At 72.4% G+C, this 17749-nt stretch carries 15 protein-coding genes and 1 pseudogene; 9 read left to right on the forward strand and 7 right to left on the reverse strand.

What is annotated here, in order from left to right; translation table 11 throughout:
• The first annotated feature begins 22 nt into the window (after window positions 1–22).
• On the forward strand, window positions 23–283 hold the full coding sequence (locus ACQEV2_RS13215; RefSeq protein ID WP_433039648.1) for a hypothetical protein: 261 nt from the start codon (window positions 23–25) through the stop codon (window positions 281–283).
• 73 nt (window positions 284–356) lie between these two features.
• On the opposite strand, the pseudogene ACQEV2_RS13220 reads toward ACQEV2_RS13215, so the two are convergent.
• Together ACQEV2_RS13220 and ACQEV2_RS13225 are read right to left on the reverse strand one after the other, a co-directional pair.
• Window positions 357–1233, reverse strand: a pseudogene (locus ACQEV2_RS13220) (ATP-grasp domain-containing protein).
• 73 nt (window positions 1234–1306) lie between these two features.
• Entirely contained in the window at window positions 1307–1996 is a 690-nt protein-coding gene (locus tag ACQEV2_RS13225; protein WP_433054415.1) for a FadR/GntR family transcriptional regulator, read from the reverse strand.
• 240 nt (window positions 1997–2236) lie between these two features.
• Between ACQEV2_RS13225 and ACQEV2_RS13230 the strand changes: the two genes are divergently transcribed.
• From ACQEV2_RS13230 to ACQEV2_RS13245, 4 genes are all read left to right on the forward strand, one after another.
• Window positions 2237–3619: an SLC13 family permease gene (locus tag ACQEV2_RS13230; RefSeq protein ID WP_433039650.1), complete on the forward strand. Its 1383-nt coding sequence runs from the start codon at window positions 2237–2239 to the stop codon at window positions 3617–3619.
• Window positions 3620–3673: 54 nt separating this feature from the next.
• Window positions 3674–5146 carry an acyl-CoA synthetase gene (locus ACQEV2_RS13235; protein ID WP_433039652.1) on the forward strand — a complete coding sequence of 491 codons (1473 nt, stop codon included), beginning with the start codon at window positions 3674–3676 and terminating at the stop codon, window positions 5144–5146.
• The gene (locus tag ACQEV2_RS13240) at window positions 5139–6503 is read left to right on the forward strand and encodes a carboxyl transferase domain-containing protein (protein WP_433039654.1); all 1365 of its coding nucleotides are present in this window, start codon (window positions 5139–5141) and stop codon (window positions 6501–6503) included. Before ACQEV2_RS13235 ends, ACQEV2_RS13240 begins: the two co-directional genes overlap by 8 nt.
• 434 nt (window positions 6504–6937) lie before the next feature.
• The gene (locus ACQEV2_RS13245) at window positions 6938–7972 is read left to right on the forward strand and encodes a rod shape-determining protein (RefSeq protein WP_433039656.1); all 1035 of its coding nucleotides are present in this window, start codon (window positions 6938–6940) and stop codon (window positions 7970–7972) included.
• A 5-nt stretch (window positions 7973–7977) separates the two neighbouring features.
• Here the strand turns inward: ACQEV2_RS13245 and ACQEV2_RS13250 are convergent, their stop codons facing one another.
• The 3 genes from ACQEV2_RS13250 to ACQEV2_RS13260 form a co-directional block, all read right to left on the reverse strand.
• A complete protein-coding gene (locus ACQEV2_RS13250; RefSeq protein WP_433039658.1) occupies window positions 7978–9342 on the reverse strand; it encodes a hypothetical protein in 1365 nt (454 codons plus the stop codon).
• 293 nt (window positions 9343–9635) lie between these two features.
• The gene (locus tag ACQEV2_RS13255; protein ID WP_433039659.1) at window positions 9636–10880 is read right to left on the reverse strand and encodes a sensor histidine kinase; all 1245 of its coding nucleotides are present in this window, start codon (window positions 10878–10880) and stop codon (window positions 9636–9638) included.
• Between the two features lie 10 nt (window positions 10881–10890).
• Window positions 10891–11568 (reverse strand): response regulator transcription factor, encoded by a 678-nt coding sequence (locus ACQEV2_RS13260; protein ID WP_433039661.1) that lies wholly within the window; start codon window positions 11566–11568, stop codon window positions 10891–10893.
• Between the two features lie 353 nt (window positions 11569–11921).
• Between ACQEV2_RS13260 and ACQEV2_RS13265 the strand changes: the two genes are divergently transcribed.
• Complete coding sequence (locus ACQEV2_RS13265; protein ID WP_433054418.1) at window positions 11922–12218, forward strand: DUF1876 domain-containing protein; 297 nt, start codon at window positions 11922–11924, stop codon at window positions 12216–12218.
• Here the strand turns inward: ACQEV2_RS13265 and ACQEV2_RS13270 are convergent.
• Both ACQEV2_RS13270 and ACQEV2_RS13275 read right to left on the reverse strand, forming a co-directional pair.
• Window positions 12215–12895: a response regulator gene (locus ACQEV2_RS13270; protein ID WP_433039663.1), complete on the reverse strand. Its 681-nt coding sequence runs from the start codon at window positions 12893–12895 to the stop codon at window positions 12215–12217. The genes ACQEV2_RS13265 and ACQEV2_RS13270 overlap by 4 nt on opposite strands.
• Window positions 12892–14586 carry an ATP-binding protein gene (locus tag ACQEV2_RS13275; RefSeq protein ID WP_433039665.1) on the reverse strand — a complete coding sequence of 565 codons (1695 nt, stop codon included), beginning with the start codon at window positions 14584–14586 and terminating at the stop codon, window positions 12892–12894. The genes ACQEV2_RS13270 and ACQEV2_RS13275 overlap by 4 nt, the downstream gene beginning before the upstream one ends.
• A gap of 97 nt (window positions 14587–14683) precedes the next feature.
• Here ACQEV2_RS13275 and ACQEV2_RS13280 point away from each other — a divergent pair, with 97 nt between their 5' ends.
• Genes ACQEV2_RS13280 through ACQEV2_RS13290 form a run of 3 tightly spaced genes read left to right on the forward strand, consistent with a single transcriptional unit; the run spans window position 14684 to window position 17737 of the window.
• Window positions 14684–15694 (forward strand): Bug family tripartite tricarboxylate transporter substrate binding protein, encoded by a 1011-nt coding sequence (locus ACQEV2_RS13280; RefSeq protein WP_433039667.1) that lies wholly within the window; start codon window positions 14684–14686, stop codon window positions 15692–15694.
• Entirely contained in the window at window positions 15691–16227 is a 537-nt protein-coding gene (locus tag ACQEV2_RS13285; RefSeq protein WP_433039669.1) for a tripartite tricarboxylate transporter TctB family protein, read from the forward strand. The genes ACQEV2_RS13280 and ACQEV2_RS13285 overlap by 4 nt, the downstream gene beginning before the upstream one ends.
• A 7-nt stretch (window positions 16228–16234) precedes the next feature.
• The gene (locus ACQEV2_RS13290) at window positions 16235–17737 is read left to right on the forward strand and encodes a tripartite tricarboxylate transporter permease (RefSeq protein WP_433039671.1); all 1503 of its coding nucleotides are present in this window, start codon (window positions 16235–16237) and stop codon (window positions 17735–17737) included.
• The last annotated feature ends 12 nt before the right edge of the window (window positions 17738–17749 follow it).

Raw genomic sequence — 17749 nt, forward strand, 5'->3', positions numbered from 1 at the left:
GGCATGTGCCATCGTTCGGCCCATGAGTAGCGACTACGACCGCATCCGTACCGGCATCGAGTTCATGACCGCCTACGTGTCCGGGAACGACCTACTGGCCGCCTACGTGGCGGAGCGGCGCCACGAGGACCCGAGGGCGGCCGAGACCCTTATGGACGGCGCCTCGGCGTTGTGCGCGCTACTGCTGCACAAGATGGCCCGGGAGACCGGGAAGACCGAGCACGAGATCCTTCAGGAGCTGGCCCGCGGCACCCACCGGCACGAGCAGCAGTCCGGCGACTGACCGAAAAGGCGGCTGACCGGAAAGGCGGCTGACCGGAAAGGCGGCTGACCGGAAAGGCGGCTGACCGGAAAGGTCACTGCCGCTCCGCCGCCGCCAGGATCGCCTCTACCACCCGCGGCACCGACCCGGGGTGCAGCGCCAAACAGGTTCGGCTCGACCAGCTCCAGTTCCATGACCCGCGGCTGCCCGTCCTCCCCGTCGACGAGGTCCACGCGCGCGTACAGCAGCTCGGCGGCCTCCGGTACGGCGGCCAGGGCGCGTTCGGCGACGGCGAGTTCGGCCGGGGTGGGGGCCCAGGCTTCGAGGCCGGGGTGGGCGACCTTGCGCTCGTCGTAGGGCGTCCCGGGGGTGAGCACGGCGCCCTTGCGGCTGGCGTGCAGCAGGCGGCCGCCGTAGAACTGCAGCGCCCGCTCCCCGCTGACGTCGATGTTCTTGAGGTAGGGCTGCACCATCGCGGTGAACCCCTCCGCGTGCATGCGTGCGAGCTGCCGTACGGCCGTGTCGTGGTCGTCGGGCGTGTAGCGGGCGGCGAACCGCGCGCCCGCGCCGGAGGTGGGCTTGACGACGTATTCGTGGTCGAGCGGAAAGCCGTCGACGGCCTCGCCGGGACCTATGTACCGGGTCGGCACGACCGGCACCCCGGCGGCGGCGAGGTCCCCGAGGTACCGCTTGTCGGCGTTCCACCGCACCACGCCGGCCGGGTTCGCCAGCCGCGTCGCCTTACCGCACCGCTCCGCCCACGCCAGAAACTCCGCCGCACGCCAGCTGTAGTCCCAGGTGGAGCGGATCACCGCGAGGTCGTACCCGCCCCAGTCGGCCGCGTCGTCGTCCCAATACACGGCGTCGGCGTCGGCCCCGGCTTCCCGCAGCGCCTGCACCAGCAGCGGAAGGTCGCGGTCGACGGCGACCTCGGGGCCGGGGCGGCAGGTGACGAGGGCTATGCGGGGCACGTCGGTTCCTCCAGGGAGGGCGGTTGCGCGAGCAGACGGGACAGCTGTGCGATGCGCAGGCTAACAAGCGGCCCTACCGGTCCTCGCCCTCCGGCTCCCAGTCCAGCAACCGCACCTTCGCCACCGTACGGACATGGCGCCGCATGGCGGCGGCCGCCCGGCCGGGGTGGGCGGACTCGATCGCGTCGAGGATGGCCTGGTGCTGGGCGAGGGAGCGGGTGGGGCGGTGGGGCTGGCGGAGGGACTCGGTGCGGCTCTCGGCGATCTGGTCGGCGATGGAGCGCATGAACTCGGCGAGGATGCTGCTGTGGGCGGCGGTGGTGACCGCGGCGTGGAAGAGGCGGTCGCCCTCCACGCCGGGGCGGTTCTCCTCGATCTCCTGCGCCATGTGCGCGAGCGCCGACCGCATCGCCTCGAGGTCCTCCCCCGTGCGGCGCTCGGCGGCCAGTTCGGCGAGTTTGGTCTCCAGGGCCTCGCGGGCCTCCAGGACGTCGGGCAGGCGCCGGCGGCGCTCGACCATGCGGTCCACCGGCTCCACGTCGAGGCTGTCCCGGACGAGGTACGTGCCGCCCCCGTGCCGTACCTCCACCAGGCCCTGCACCTCCAGGACCACGATCGCCTGCTTCACCGACGCCCTGCTGACTCCGAGCCGTTGGGCCAGATCCCGCTCGGTGGGCAGCCGGTCCCCGGCGCCGAGGCCGCCCTCGGCGACGTACGCGCGCAGCCGGTCGAGCACCTGCTCGTAGAGGCGCTGCTTGGTCATGGGGCGCAGGGCGTCGTCGGTCACGGGGTCCCCCTCTCGCCGGGAGCGTAACACCGGGCGGGGCGGGTGGTAGGGCGGTCGGGTGGACGAGTGGCTGAGCCAATTCTTGCGTCACCCCTTGACGTCCGCTCCTCGCGCGCCCACGCTATCCAGCCATCACCCCGAAGTGGCTCAGCCACTCAGCCACCAAGCGGGTGTGGAAACCCGCAACCGCTCCGGGACCCAAAGACGGGAGCCCGTATGTCCCCCGAACTCATCTCGATCCTCGTTCTCGCCGTGGTGTTCGTCATCGCCACGACCCGCTCGATCAACATGGGCGCGCTCGCCTTCGCCGCCGCCTTCGCCGTCGGCACCGTCGTCGCGGACCTCGACGCGGACGGCATCTTCGCCGGCTTCCCCGGCGACCTGTTCGTCGTCCTCGTCGGCGTCACGTACCTCTTCGCGATCGCCCGCGCCAACGGCACCACCGACTGGCTGGTGCACGCCGCCATCCGGCTCGTCCGGGGCCGGGTGGCGCTCATCCCCTGGGTGATGTTCGCCCTCACCGGCGCCCTGACCGCGATCGGCGCCGTGAGTCCGGCCGCCGTCGCGATCGTCGCGCCCGTCGCGCTGAGCTTCGCCGCCCGGTACCGGATCAGCCCGCTGCTGATGGGCGCCATGGTGGTGCACGGTGCGCAGGGCGGCGGGTTCTCGCCGATCAGCATCTACGGCTCGATCGTCAACGGCATCGTCGAGCGGGAGAAGCTGCCGGGGAACGAGATCGCGCTCTTCCTGGCGTCGCTGATCGTCAATCTCGTCATCGCGGCCGTGGTGTTCGTGCTGTTCGGGGGGCTCAAGCTGTGGGCGCAGGGGTCGGTGCCCACGGGCCCCGACAGCGGCGGACAGGGAGCCGGCCCCGACGGTCCCGGCGGCCCCGGCGGCCACACGGCAGAAGGCGGTACGTCCGGATCCCCCTCCGCCTCCGCCGTATCCCCCTCCGGCACCGCCACCGCCGTTGCCACACAGCCCGCCGAAACCGGCATCCGCCTCACCCCCGCCCGCGTCACCACCCTCGTCGCCCTGGTCGCCCTCGTCGTAGCCGTCCTCCTCCTCGACCTGGACGCCGGTCTGACCGCGATCACCCTGGCCGTCGTCCTGAGCGCCGTCTGGCCCGATGACAGCCGCAAGGCGGTCGGCGAGATCGCGTGGCCGACGGTGCTGGTGATCTGCGGTGTGCTGACGTACGTGGGCGTACTGGAGGAGATGGGCACCATCACCTGGGCCGGTGAGAGCGTGAGCGACATCGGCGTGCCGCTGCTGTCCGCCGTCCTGCTCTGCTACATCGGCGCGATCGTGTCGGCCTTCGCCTCGTCCGTCGGGATCATGGGTGCGCTCATCCCGCTCGCCGTGCCGTTCCTGGCACAGGGCGAGATCGGCGCGGTCGGGATGGTGGCGGCGTTCGCGGTGTCGGCGACGGTCGTGGACGTGAGCCCGTTCTCGACGAACGGCGCGCTGGTGCTGGCCGCGGCACCGGATGTCGACCGTGAGCGTTTCTTCCGGCAGCTGATGGTGTACGGAGGGATCGTGGTCGCGGCGGTTCCCGCGGTGGTGTGGCTCGCGCTGGTCGTGCCCGGCTGGGGGTAGGCCGGCAGACGACAGAGCAGTCGGTGTCCGTTGAACAGTTAAGGAGTACGACGCGTGTCCTCTCTCTTCCCGGCCCTGACGGCCGCTCCGGCGGGGCGAGTTGCCCTGCGCTTCGGCGACCGGGCCCTGACCTACGCGGAGCTCGCCGCCGCGACCGGCGCCCTGGCGGCCCGGATCGCGGACAAGGGCCGGGTGGCCGTCTGGGCGACGCCGGCGCTGGAGACCGCCGTCGCCGTGGTGGCGGCGCTGGAGGCCGGGATCGCCGCCGTGCCGCTCAACCCGAAGTCGGGGGAGAAGGAGCTGGGGCACATCCTGTCCGACAGTGCGCCGAGTCTCGTACTCGCGGCGCCGGGTGATGAACTACCGGCTCCCGTCAGCGACTTGGCCCGCGTGGACGTAGACGTACGATCCGCCGCACCCGCCACATCCGCCGCGCCCACCGTCCATCGCCCGGACGCGCAGGCCACCGAGGCCGACCCCGCCCTGATCGTCTACACCTCCGGCACCACCGGCCCGCCCAAGGGCGCGGTCATCCCCCGCCGGGCGATCACCGCCACCCTGGACGCGCTCGCGGACGCCTGGCAGTGGACCGGCGACGACGTCCTCGTGCACGGCCTGCCCCTGTTCCATGTGCACGGCCTGGTCCTCGGCATCCTCGGCCCGCTGCGCCGCGGCGGATCGGTACGCCACCTGGGCAGGTTCACCACGGAGGGCGTCGCGCGCGAGCTGAACGACGGCGCGACCATGGTGTTCGGCGTGCCGACGATGTACCACCGCATCGCCCAGGCGCTCCCCGAGGAGCCGGAGCTGGCGAAGGCGCTGGGCAGGGCCCGTCTCCTGGTCTCCGGCTCGGCCGCGCTCCCCGTGCACGACCACGAGCGGATCACGGCCGCGACCGGGCAGCGGGTCGTCGAGCGGTACGGCATGACGGAGACGCTGATGAACACGAGCGTGCGGTCGGACGGCGAGCCGCGCGCCGGAACCGTCGGTGTCCCGCTGCCGGGCGTGGAGCTGCGGCTGGTGGAGGAGGACGGGACGCCGATCACGTCGTACGACGGCGAGACCGTGGGCGAGATCCAGGTGCGCGGCCCGAACCTCTTCACCGAGTACCTCAACCGCCCCGACGCGACGGCCGCCGCCTTCACCGCGGACGGCTGGTTCCGCACCGGCGACATGGCGGTGCGCGATCCCGACGGGTACGTCCGCATCGTCGGCCGCAAGGCCACCGACCTGATCAAGAGCGGGGGTTACAAGATCGGGGCCGGGGAGATCGAGAACGCGCTCCTCGAACATCCCGGGGTGCGGGAGGCGGCGGTCACCGGGGAGCCGGACGCGGACCTGGGCGAGCGCATCGTGGCCTGGGTGGTCCCGGCGGACCCCCAATCCCCGCCCTCTGCCGCGGAGTTGGCCGACCACGTCGCCCACCGCCTCGCCCCGCACAAGCGACCGCGCACCGTCCACTACCTCACGGCGCTCCCCCGCAACGACATGGGGAAGATCATGAAGCGGGCGCTGGCCCATGACTGAGCAGCCCGCCCAGGACCGCCCCTTCGCCCAGAACCGCCTCTCCGCCCGGGAGGCCGTCGCCCTGGTCACCGACGACTTCACCGAACTCCCGTACGCGGCAAAGGACTCCACCCCCGACGGCCCACTCGCCTGGCACGGCTACGACGCCTCGCGCGCCCGCGCCGCCGAGCAGACGGGCGAGGAGGAGTCGGTGATCTGCGGCACCGGCACCGTCGAGGGCACGCGCGCGGTCCTGATCGCGTTCGAGTTCGGCTTCCTGGGCGGCTCGCTGGGCGAACGCACCGGTGACCGGCTGGAGGCGGCGTACACCTATGCCCGCGCCCGCCGTCTCCCCGTGGTCCCCCTGGTGGCGACGGGCGGCAGCCGTATGCAGGAGGGCATGCTCGCGCTGACCCAACTCCAGCGCGTCGCCCGCCAGTCGGCGCTCACCAGGGGGGCCGGGCTGCCCCAGATCGCCGTGCTGCGGGACCCGACCACCGGCGGTGGCTGGGCCACCCTCGGCGCCGGCGCCGACGTGACCCTGGCCCTGCCCGGCGCCCAGGTCGGCTTCGCGGGCTCCCGGGTCCGGCCGGCGGACGCGGATCCGGCGGCGTACACGGCGGAGGCGCAGGTGGGGTCGGGGGCCGTGGACGGGGTCGTACGGCCGGAGGGGCTGCGGGAGACGCTGGGGCGGTGGCTACGGCTCCTCACGGCACCCTCCACCGAACCGGCTCCCCCGCCACACCCCCTCGGCGCCGCCGACCTGCCCGCCACCGGCTGGGACGCCGTCCGGCGCGCCCGCTCCTCACAACGCCCCCGCGCCGCACGCTACTTGGACGCCTACCTCACCCACCGCATCACGATCAGCGGCGACCGCTGCGGCGGCGCCGACCCCGACGGCATGCTCTGCGGCTTCGGCGAGCACGAGGGCCGCACGGTTGCCTACGCCGCCCAGACCGGCACCGCGACCCGCCCCGCCGGCTACCGCACCGCCGCCCGTCTGATCCGCCTCGCGGACCGGCTCGGCATCCCGGTGCTGACGCTGGTGGACACGCCGGGTGCCGCGAACGACGCAGAGGCGGAGCGGCAGGGGGTCGGAGGCGCGATCGCCGACCTGTTCGGCGCGGTGGCCGCCGCGCGTACGCCGATCACCACGCTGGTCATCGGCGAGGGCGGCTCGGGAGGAGCGCTGGCGCTGGCGGCGCCGGGCAACACCTGGGCCACGCCGGACAGTTACTTCTCGGTGATAGCGCCGGAGTTGGCCGCGGCGATCCTCAAGCGGGGGCCGGGGGAGGTGGAGGCGACGGCGGACCAGCTGCGGATCCGGCCGCAGGACCTGGTGGAGCTGGGGGTGATCCGGGGCGTCGTCGGGGGCTGAGGGATCTTCCAGGCCGCCGCCCTACGCAGCGGAACGGAAACCGGGACGACCTCGACGGCCGTCCGAAACCATGGGCATGCCCGGTGGAGACGACAGGTGGCGGGCACGTCATCACGGGCCTGAAAGGTGCCGGCCCCGCCGCCGGCTGCTGATGCCCGAACCGGAACGCCTTCGGCTACGCCGGCTCCCCGCGGCCCATACTCGAAGCCGCCCGTTCTCCGTGACCCGACACACCCACCTGACTCCCCATCAGAACCAGAACCCCCCATTCAGCCGCACCCCACCCGGCCCCCTCCAGAAGGCGCCCCCCTCCCGGCGGCCCGCACCATGCGGTAAGAGGCCCCCACACGGCGGCCCCGCACACACGAAACACCCAAGCGAGGCCCGCCACCCACCCGGCGGACCCATGGTCTGCGTTCTCGGGAGGACCCCCCATGACCGCCACGCTGGAGCAGCTGCGCCGCTGCCATTTCGCCGTCGACCTGGGGGCGGCCAGGACCCGCGTCTATGTGAAGGGCGCCGGGCTCGTCGTCGACCAGCCCTCCGCCGCCGCCGTCAACACGCGTACCGGCGCCCTGATCGCGGTCGGCGAGTTCGCGGAGCGGATGACCGGGCGCACCCCGGACTACATCCGCGTCGTACGGCCCGTCTCCGGCGGCACCGTCGTCGACATCGAGATGGCGCAGCGGATGCTGCGGCACCTCCTCGGCGACAAGATGCGCCGCTCCCTGCGCCGCAAGCCCTTCCTGCGCGCCGCGGTGTGCACGCCGCACAATCCCGACCCGCTCGCCCGGCGCGCCGCCATGGAGACGCTCGTCGGGCTGGGCGCGCGGCGTGTGGAGCTGGTGGACACGCTGATCGCCGCCGCCGTGGGCTGCGGGCTGCCCGTGGAGCAGCCCGAGGCCAGCATGATCATGGTGTGCGGGGCGGCCGCGACGGAGGTCGCCGTGCTCTCCCTCGGCAACATCGTCACCGCCGAACGCGTCCGGGTCGGCGGTGAGGCCGTCGACCACGCCATCGTGCAGCACCTGCGGCACGAGCACGAACTCATGCTGCCCAGCCAGAGCGTACGGCCGCTGCAGCTCGCGCTCTCCGGCAACGGGCTCACGCCCCACGGGCCCGCCTCCACCGAGATCCACGGCCGGGATGTCTGCACCGGTCTCGCCCGCAGCGTCCAGGTCGACACCGCGGCCGTACGGGACGCCATCCAGACCCCGCTCACCGCCGTCCTCGACAGCATCGGCAAGGTGCTGCGCGACTGCCCGCCCGACCTGGTCGCCGACCTCGCCGACCGCGGGATCATGATGGTCGGCGGCAGTGCGCTGCTGCCCGGCTTCGACGAGATGCTGCGGCAGGCCACCAGCATGCCCGTGCACATCGCCGAGCGGCCCGACGTCTGCGCCGTACAGGGCCTGGGCACCATGCTGGAGGGCAAGATCGCACCGATGGAGCTGGACCCGACCGGCTGAGCCCCTCAGCTCCTCACCCCCGCGATCGCCTCCGCCAGGCCCTGCGCCACCCGCTCCGCCGCCGCCATGTCCCCGCGGTCGGCGGCCTCGCGGGCCTCGCGCAGGTCGGCCGTGACCGCGGCCGCCCGGGCCTCGGGCACCTCGGCCTTCAGCCGCTCCCAGACGAGTTCGAGGCTGGTGACGTCACCGGCGACCGCCCCCTCGGCCCCGGCTGCCGCGTCGATCCCCAACTGCCGTGCCCACATGTCGAACCGGGTGACGTCCACCGTCCGCACCGGCTCGTAACGCAGCCGCAGATCCGACGTGTTCTGAGCCACCCGCAGTGCGGAGCCGAGCGTCTCCTCCTCGTCCTTCGCGCCGACGGCCTCGTCGAGCGTGTCGAGGTCGCGCGTCATCTGCCGCTCCAGCAGCTTCGGTACGGCGTCGGAGCCGCGGTACGCCGTCCACGCGTCCCGCACCGCGCCCAGGTCGGCGTCGGTGACCTCGCCGTCCTGCACGGCCCGTGCCGACCGGTCGAGTGCTGTCAACTCCCTTGGCAGCGTCCCCGGTTCGGCGTCCGTGGGCACCGCGAGCGACACCGCCTCCAGGTCACCGTTCGCGTTCCCGGTGGAGAACTCGCCGTAGCCCGGGGCGAAGGTCTTGTCCTCGGTCGAGCCGTCCATGTGCAGTTCTCGCACGGTCATCGCGCCCTTGACCTTCCCGTACGGCCCCTCGACCGTCCGGTTCACCTCCTTGACCGTGACCTCCTCGAAGACGACGCCGGGCAGGTTCTCCGGCCGGTACACGTCCCCCTTCTCCGGATGCGCGGGCATGATCATGGCGGCGGGCGCCCCGTCCCGGCCCGCCTGCCAGGTGCCCTCCGTGTCCGCGACCACGCCGTCCTCGTAGTTGAAGACGTCCTCGCCGAGGTACCAGACCGAGCCGTCGTCGGCCTGGGCGTACCAGTCGAGTGCGACCTCGTGGATCCGGCCGCCGGCGAAGGCGACGTACTGCTGGGTCAGGGCCTGGACCTTCCGGTCGTCGAGGGTGATCGTCTTGGTGCCGGGCAGCGTGCTGACCTCCGTGCGGAACACCTCGTCGTCCGCCTGGCCGCCCATGACGACCTGGTCGACCTCGCCGGTCGGGTACAGGGGGTTGGTGATCCGGGTCGGGTGGGAGAACGCCGGCTCGGTCAGATCGACGCGGTCGCTCTCGGGGGCGAGCGGCAGGCAGTCCTTGCCCGTCCTGCCGGTTTCCTCGTCGACGACGTGCACACAGTCGCCGGAGCGGGTGCTCTCCGATCCGCCCGCGCTCCCGGAACAGGCGCCGGCCATCAGCACGACGGCACCCACGACGGCCCCCGGCCACAGGTTCCTGCGATGCCTGTTCATGGCGCCCTCCTCGATGCCGCTTGGCTTCGCCGATACGCCGAGGGTCCCTCTCAGCCGCTGAACATCCCCTGAACGACCCTGAACGCGGTGTCAGAAAACGCCGAATGCAGGGGCGGGTTTCGGCTTCACGGGCGGCTGCGGGTAGTCGTGGGCTGGTCGCGCAGTTCCCCGCGCCCCTGAAGTACGTCCACGGCACGTACCTCTAGGGGCGCGGGGAACTGCGCGATCAGCCACGAACCACCCGCAGCCGCCGTAAACAAGTGATCCCGAGCTACTGGGCGAAAACGACCCCGTCACTCCCCCGCCGACGGCATCATCACCACGAACCGCGCCCCACCCAGCCCCTCGCTCACCCCCACCTCCACCCGCCCCCGATGCGCCCCCGCCACCTCCGCGACGATCGCGAGACCCAGCCCCGCACCGCCCTCCCCCCGCGCACGGGACTCGTCCAGCCGTACGAAACGGTCGAAGACCCGCGCCCGTTCGGCGGCCGGAATGCCGGACCCGTCGTCCTCCACCACCAGCCGCACCCACCCGTCCCCGGCGTCCCTCAGCGTGAACGCCACCCGCGTGCGGGCGTGCCGCGCCGCGTTCTCGCACAGGTTGCGGACCAGGCGCCGGAGCGCCTCCGTGTCGCCGGTCACCCGGGCCGCGCCCACCGCCGTGCTGTCGACGCGCAGACCGGGTGCGGCCGCGCGCAGCCGCCCCACCTCCTCCAGGACCAGGTCGTCGAGGTCGACGGGCCGCCGCCCGCCCCGCAGCAGGGCGCTTTCGTCGGCGCGGGCGAGCAGCAGCAGGTCGTCGACGAGGCGCTGCATGCGGACGGCCTCGTCGAGCACGGTCCCGGCCAGGGCACCGGTGTCGGTCCGCCCGGGGTGGGCGAGGGCGACCTCGGCGTGCTGGCGGACGGTGGCGACGGGTGAGCGCAGTTCGTGGGAGGCGTCGGAGACGAACCGGCGCTGCGCGGCCTCGGCGCGGGCCACGCGGCGCAGGGCCCGGCCGACGGCCGTCCAGGTCGCGGCGGCCGCGAGGACGAGCAGCACGGGCAGGCCGATGAGCAGCAGCCAGGTGACCGTGTCCGTGGCCTCGGAGACTCCGGAGGCGTCCCGTCCGTCGAGGACGACCAGGTCGCGGCCCTCGTCCCGGGCGGCGACCGCGACCACCAGGAAGGGGTCGTCGTCGAGCGGGGTGTCGACGGAGGCGCTCTCGCCGGGGCCCAGCCGGGCCAGCGCGGGCTGCCCCTCGACGTTCTCGCTGGCCGCGACGACCGTGCCGTCCGCGGCGATCACCTGGAGGAACTCCTCGTCGGGCGCGGACACGGTCGGCGCGGGCACCCCGCGACCCGCCTCGATGACCCGGGCCACGTCCGAGGCGCGTGCCCGGGCGGCGTCCCGCACGTCGTTGCTGAGCTCGGTGCGCAGCCCGACGACGAGCCCGACGGCGGCGGCGATCAGGGCGAGGGCGACGGCGAGCACGGCGACGACCGTGGCCCGGACCCGTACGGCCCGCAGCCGGCGCTCGTACCGCTCACCGGTCATGGGGCACCACTCACCCGTCGTCCGGCACGAGCCGGTACCCGTGCCCCCGCGACGTCAGCAGCGACTCCCTCCCGAAGGGCCGGTCGACCTTGTTGCGCAGCCGCCGTACGTACACCTCGACGATGTTCGGGTCGCCCTCGAAGTCGTCGCCCCAGACGTGGTCGAGGATGGTCCGCTTGGACACCGCCTCCCCGGCCCGCCGCAGCAGGAACTCCAGCACCGCGAACTCCCGCGCGGTGACCTCGATGTCCCGCCCGGCCCGGCTGACGGTCCGGGCCGCCGGATCGAGCCGCAGATCACCCGCGGCGAGCACGGCGGGCCGCTGCCGTGCCCCGCGCCGCAGCAGCGCCCGCAGCCGGGCGAGGAGTACGGCGTAGGAGACGGGCTTGGTGAGGTAGTCGTCGGCGCCGGTGTCGAGGCCCTCGATCTCGTCCCACTCGCCCTCCTTGGCGGTGAGCATGAGGATCGGCGTCCAGTCGCGCTCGGCCCGCAGGGCCCGGCAGAGGCGGTAGCCGTTGAGCCCCGGCAGCATGATGTCGAGGACGATCGCGTCGTAGCTGTTCTCGCGGGCCAGCCAGAGCCCGTCCACGCCGTCGAGCGCGACGTCGACGGCGAAGCCCTCGGCCTCCAGCCCGTCCCTGAGCCCCGCCGCGAATCGCTCCTCGTCCTCGACGACCAGCACCCGCATGCCCTCACGCTACGTCGGGGAGGGCGGGCAGGCCCGGTGTCAGTACGGCAGGATCCGGCCCGAGGGGGTGCGCCGGTCGATCTCGCCCCTGGTGTCGCGCGGAGCGGCGGGCCGGCGGGTGACACGAACACGGACGGGTGTCTGGCGGTTCATGGCGCCCTCCTCGTACCTGGGGTCCGTTGCGACCGGCCTGCTCTGCGCAACCTTTCGGCAGATCGTGCCCACCCAGAGACTTGTCATGCCTCCGCGGCAGGAGCGGGTGGCAGATGCCGGTGCGCGCTGGACCCGGCCGGGGAACAGGCGCAGGCTCATCAGTGGGGGGTTCTTCCCGATCCCGTACGGAAGTGATCTCGATGGAAGACAAGGACTGGACCGTCCAGATCCACATCACCGAGGACGGCGACGACACCCGCGCCGAAGCCGTGCTGACCACTCAGGGCACGGCTGAGAGCACCTCGACCGTCACCGGCCGGGGCGTGGCCCACCGCAACCCGATCGACCGGCCCATCCCCGAGATCGGCGACGAACTCGCCGCCAGCCGCGCCCTGGAGGATCTGGCCATCAGACTGCACGACATCGCGTCCGACGACATCGTCCAGCTGACCGGCCCGGCCGACCAGGAAGGCAGCCGGGCGTGGGAGACGCCCTAACCGTCCAGCCAGCTGTACCGCCGTTCGGGCCGCCCCGCCTGCCCATAGCGCAGCGACACCTCCGCCCGCCCCGTGACGGTGAAGTGCTCCAGGTACCGCCGGGCGCTGACCCGTGACACCCCGAGCCGGGCCGCGCACTCGGCGGCGGAGAGGCTGCCCTCGGCCGCCCGCAGCTCCCGCTCGATCAGCTCGGCGGTCTCCACGCTCATGCCCTTGGGCAAGGAGGCCGCCGTGGCGGCCGGCGCCGCGCCCCGCGCCAGCGCCCGGTCCACGTCGGACTGGCCGCTGACCACCGCCGCGTACAGGTTGCTGCGCCGGGCCGCGTACTGCTCCAGCCGCGCCCGAAGTTCCTCGGCGTCGAACGGCTTGAGCAGATAGTCGACGACCCCCTGCCGTACGGCGCCCCGCACCGCCTCCGACTCGCGCGCCGCGCTGATCACCATGACGTCGCAGTCGTGCCCGGCGGTCCGCAGCCGGGGGATGATCTCCAGGCCGAACATGTCGGGCAGGTAGAGGTCGAGCAGCACCAGGTCGGGTTGCAGCTCGGCGACGGCGGTGAGCGCCTGCTCCCCGCAGTTCGCCGTGCCGACCACCCGGAAGCCGTCGACGTCATTGACGAATCCGCGGTGGATCCGCGCCACCATGAAGTCGTCCTCCACGATCAGCACGTCGATCATCGGACTCCCTCCGTCGCTCGGTCGGCCGGACGGCCGACGGACATCCGGGCGGTGAACATGGCGCCCGCCTGCGTGTTGGCCACCGACACCTCACCGCCCCGGCGTTTGCACACCAGCCGGGTCAACGCCAGGCCGATCCCCCGGTCACCGCCCTGCGCGGCCTTGGTGGTGAACCCGTGCAGGAACACCTCCTGCGCGAGCTCCGGCGCCACGCCCGGCCCCGAGTCCCGTACGACGATCTCCACGCTGGAGGCGTCCTGGCGGAGCTCCACCTCCACCCAGGCGTCGTGGTCGTCGTCGCCCGCCGCGGCCGCGTCGACCGCGTTGTCCACGAGGTTGCCGAGCACGGTCGCCACGTCCGCCGAGTCGGTCGGCTCCAGCCGCTCCAGTGCCGTGCGCTCGGAGATCTTCAGCCGCACCTTGCGTTCCGCGGCGAGCGCCGACTTGGCCATGAGCAGCGCGGCGACGGCCCGGTCGCGGACGCGGCTGGTGAGGTGCAGGTCGAGCGACTCGCGGTGTTTGCGCAGGGCGCGGACGTACCGTACGACCTCGTCGTGCTCGCCGATCTGGATGAGCCCGGAGATGGTGTGCAGCTGGTTGGAGAACTCGTGGGCCTGGGCGCGCAGCAGCTCGGTGGTGCTGCGGAAGGAGCCCAACTCCCGTTCCAACTGGGCGAGTTCGGTGCGGTCGCGCAGGGTCGTCACCGAGCCGAGGCGGCGGCCGTCCTTGGTGACGTCCATGCGGTTCATGACGAGGACGCGGCCGCGGCGTACGACCACCTCGTCCCGTCGTTCGGCGCCGGGCTCGTCCTCATCCGCATCGGCGGTCCCGGCCAGGACGTCGTACAGCCGCCCCTCGATCCCCAGGTCGGCCAGGCTCATCCCGACGCAAGTATCGGGCAGGTCCAGCAGCCGCCGGCCGACGGCGTTCACGAGGGTGAGCCGCTGCTGCGGGTCGAGGGCCACCACGCCCTCGGCGATCCCGAACAGCATCGCCTCCCGGTGTTCGGCGAGCCCGGCGATCTCGCGCGGTTCCATGCCGAAGGTCTGCCGTTTGATCCGCCGGGCCAGCAGCCAGGAGCCGGCCACTCCGAGGACGCTGGCGACGCCGAGGTAGACGAGCAGATAGGACGAGGCGCCGACCAGCCGCTGCCAGACCGACGGCGAGGCCCGCCCGATCATCACCGTGCCGAGGTGGTCCCCGGCCTTCAGGCGGCGGTCCCTGTCGTTCTCCGCCTGGAGCACCGGCGCCTGCGCCACCAGCTCGGTGACGCCGTTCACCGGCAGCTCGCCGGACCAGCCGCGGCCCTCGGCGGCGTCGATGCCGGAGACCGGCAGCCGCGTACCGAGGAGGGTGGGGTTGGTGGAGGCGACGATCTCGCCGTCGGCGTCGGCGACCGTGGCGGAGGTGACGCCGGACCTGGTCAGCGTCGACTGGAGCAGAGGGGCGAGCATCTCGGCCACGGCGGGCCGGACCAGCTGGGTGCGGACGAGGGGGTTGCCCGCCATCTCCTCGGCGAGCGCGGTCACCCGGCGCCCCTCGACCCGGTCGAACGTCGCCTTGGACTGCGCCAGCGAGACCGCGGCGACGGCGGCCAGCACGATCACGACAATGGCGAGCTGCCATCTCAGCAGCTCACCGGCGAGCGTGTGACGCCGTTGGCGCCGTTGATGCCGTGACGCTATGACCACTATGAACTCAACCTTCAATGGTCACACAACCGAGACGGGGTGTCTCAGGAACCGCACAATCATGGCGCCGGATCGGCCCAAGCGAAAGAGATGAGCCATGAGAACTCGACGAGCCGCACTTGTCGGAGCTCTTGCTGCCGCGTCCATGCTCGCGGTCAGTGCCTGTGGTGCCACCGCCGACAAGGAGGAGTCCGGAAGCGGAGGCGGGTCCGACAAGCCCGTGACGGGCCTGCGCCTCATGGTCCCCAACACCCCGGGCAGCGGTTACGACCTCACCGCCCGCACCGTCACCCAGGTCATGCAGGACACCAAGGTCGCCTCCGGCGTCCAGGTGTTCAACCTGCCCGGCGCCAGCGGCACCGTGGGCCTGCAGCGCCTGGTGAACGAGAAGGGCAACGGCAAGATGGCCATGCAGATGGGCCTCGGTGTCGTCGGAGCCTCGTACACCTCCAAGTCCAAGGCGACGCTGACCGACACCACGCCGATCGCCAAGCTGATCGAGGAGGCCGGTGCGATCGTCGTGCCGAAGGACTCCCCGTACAAGACGATGGACGACCTCGTCACCGCGTGGAAGAAGGACCCGAAGAAGCTCGCGGTCGGCGGTGGCTCGTCGCCGGGCGGCCCCGACCACCTGCTGCCGATGCAGCTGGCGAAGGCCGTCGGCATCAAGCCCAAGGACGTCAACTACGTCTCGTACGACGGCGGCGGCGAGCTGCTCCCGGCCATCCTCGGCAACAAGCTCGCCTTCGGTGCGAGTGGCTTCGGTGAGTTCCTCGACCAGGTCGAGGCGGGCCAGGTGCGCGTCCTCGCGGTCAGCAGCGAGAAGCCGGTCGAGGCGCTGAAGGACGCCCCCACGCTCAAGGACCAGGGCATCGACCTCGTCTTCACCAACTGGCGCGGCATCGTCGCCCCTCCCGGCATCACCGACGACCAGAAGCAGACCTGGATCGACGCGCTGACCAAGATGCACGACTCCGACGACTGGAAGGCGCAGCTGGAGAAGAACGGCTGGGTCGACGCCTTCGCCACCGGTGACGAGTTCGCCGGCTACCTGACCGAGCAGGACAAGGCGGTCGCCGACCTGCTGACCGAGCTCGGGCTGGCATGAGCTCGCAGACAGAGGAACGGACCGTGGAGGACTCCCGTCCACCCCGGGAGGGCGGGGACCGCGCACAGTACGGCGTGTGCGCGTTCCTCGCCCTGCTGGGCACCGCCGTCATCGTGGACGCCCTGGGCATCCCGCACCTCACCAGCGGCACCGACCCGGTCGGGCCGCGCGCGGTGCCCCTGATCCTGGGCGGCCTGCTCGTGCTCCTCGCTGTGCTGTACGCCGTCGACGTGGCCCGGGGCGGCCGCGGTGAACCGGAGGCCGGCGAGGACGTCGACCTGTCGGCGGGCAGCGACTGGCGCACCGTGCTGCTGCTGGTCGGCGTGTTCCTGGCGAACGCGCTGCTCATCGAGCGCCTCGGCTGGGTGATCAGCGGCGGCCTGCTCTTCTTTGGCGCGGCCTTCGCGCTGGGCAACCGCCACTACGTCCGCAACCTGCTGATCTCGGCGACGCTCTCCCTGACGACGTTCTACGCGTTCGCGATCGGCCTCGGCGTGAACCTCCCCGCCGGTGTCCTGCAAGGAATCCTGTGAGGCCCTGATGGACAACCTGAACAACCTCATGCAGGGCTTCGCGGACGTCATGGCCCCGATGAACCTGCTGCTCGCCCTCATAGGCGTCGTCATCGGCACCGCGGTGGGCGTCCTGCCGGGCATCGGCCCGGCGATGACGGTGGCCCTGCTGCTGCCGGTGACGTACGGCATGGAGCCGGTGCAGGCATTCATCATGTTCGCCGGCATCTTCTACGGCGGCATGTACGGCGGCTCGACGACGTCGATCCTCCTCAACACCCCTGGCGAGTCCTCGTCCGTGGTCACCGCCATCGAGGGCAACAAGATGGCGAAGGCGGGCCGCGCGGCCCAGGCCCTGGCCACGGCGGCGATCGGCTCCTTCGTGGCGGGCACGATCGGCACCCTGCTGCTGGTCCTGATCACCCCGTTCGTGGTGGACTTCGCGGTCAGCCTGGGCGCCCCCGACTACTTCGCGCTGATGCTGCTGGCGTTCATCGCGGTGACGTCGGTCCTGGGCTCCTCCCGCATCCGCGGCTTCATCTCCCTGCTCCTCGGCCTGACGATCGGCCTGGTCGGCATCGACACGGTGTCGGGCCAGCAGCGGCTGACCCTGGGCATACCGCAGCTGGCCGACGGCATCGACGTCGTCGTGGTCGCGGTCGGCATCTTCGCCGTCGGCGAGGCGCTGTGGGTGGCCGCGCATCTGCGGCGCAAGCCCGCCGAGGTGATCCCGGTCGGCCGCCCGTGGATGGGCGGGAAGGACTGGCGGCGCTCCTGGAAGCCCTGGCTGCGGGGCACGGCGTACGGCTTCCCGTTCGGCGCGCTGCCGGCCGGCGGTGCGGAGATCCCGACGTTCCTGTCGTACGCCACGGAGAAGCGGCTGACCAAGCACCCCGAGGAGTTCGGCAAGGGCGCGATCGAGGGCGTGGCGGGCCCGGAGGCCGCGAACAACGCGTCGGCGGCGGGCACCCTGGTGCCGATGCTGGCGATCGGCCTGCCCACGAACGCCACGGCGGCGGTGATGCTGGCGGCCTTCCAGTCGTACGGCATCCAGCCCGGGCCGCTGCTGTTCGAGCGCGAGTCGAGCCTGGTCTGGGTCCTGATCGCGAGCCTGTTCGTCGGCAACCTGCTGCTGTTGCTGCTGAACCTCCCGCTGGCCCCGGCCTGGGCGAAGCTGCTGCAGATCCCGCGCCCCTATCTCTACGCGGGCATCCTGTTCTTCGCCTCGATGGGCGCCTACGCCGTCAACGCCCAGCCCCTGGACCTGTTCATCCTGCTCGTCCTGGGCCTGCTCGGCTTCGCGATGCGCCGCTTCGGACTGCCGGTCCTGCCGCTGATCGTCGGCGTGATCCTCGGCCCGCGCGCGGAGCTGCAGGGCCGGCGCTCCCTCCAGCTGTCCGGCGGCGAGCTGTCGGGGCTGCTGGGCGGCCCGGTGTCGTACACGGTCTATGCGGTGATCGCGCTGGTCCTGGTGTGGCCGCTGATCGGCCGGTTCGTCGTCCGTCCCCTGCGCGCGCGAAGCGCCGTCTGAGACAACTGGAGA

This window comes from Streptomyces sp. CA-251387 (assembly GCF_050936625.1).
Classification (GTDB): Bacteria; Actinomycetota; Actinomycetes; order Streptomycetales; family Streptomycetaceae; genus Streptomyces.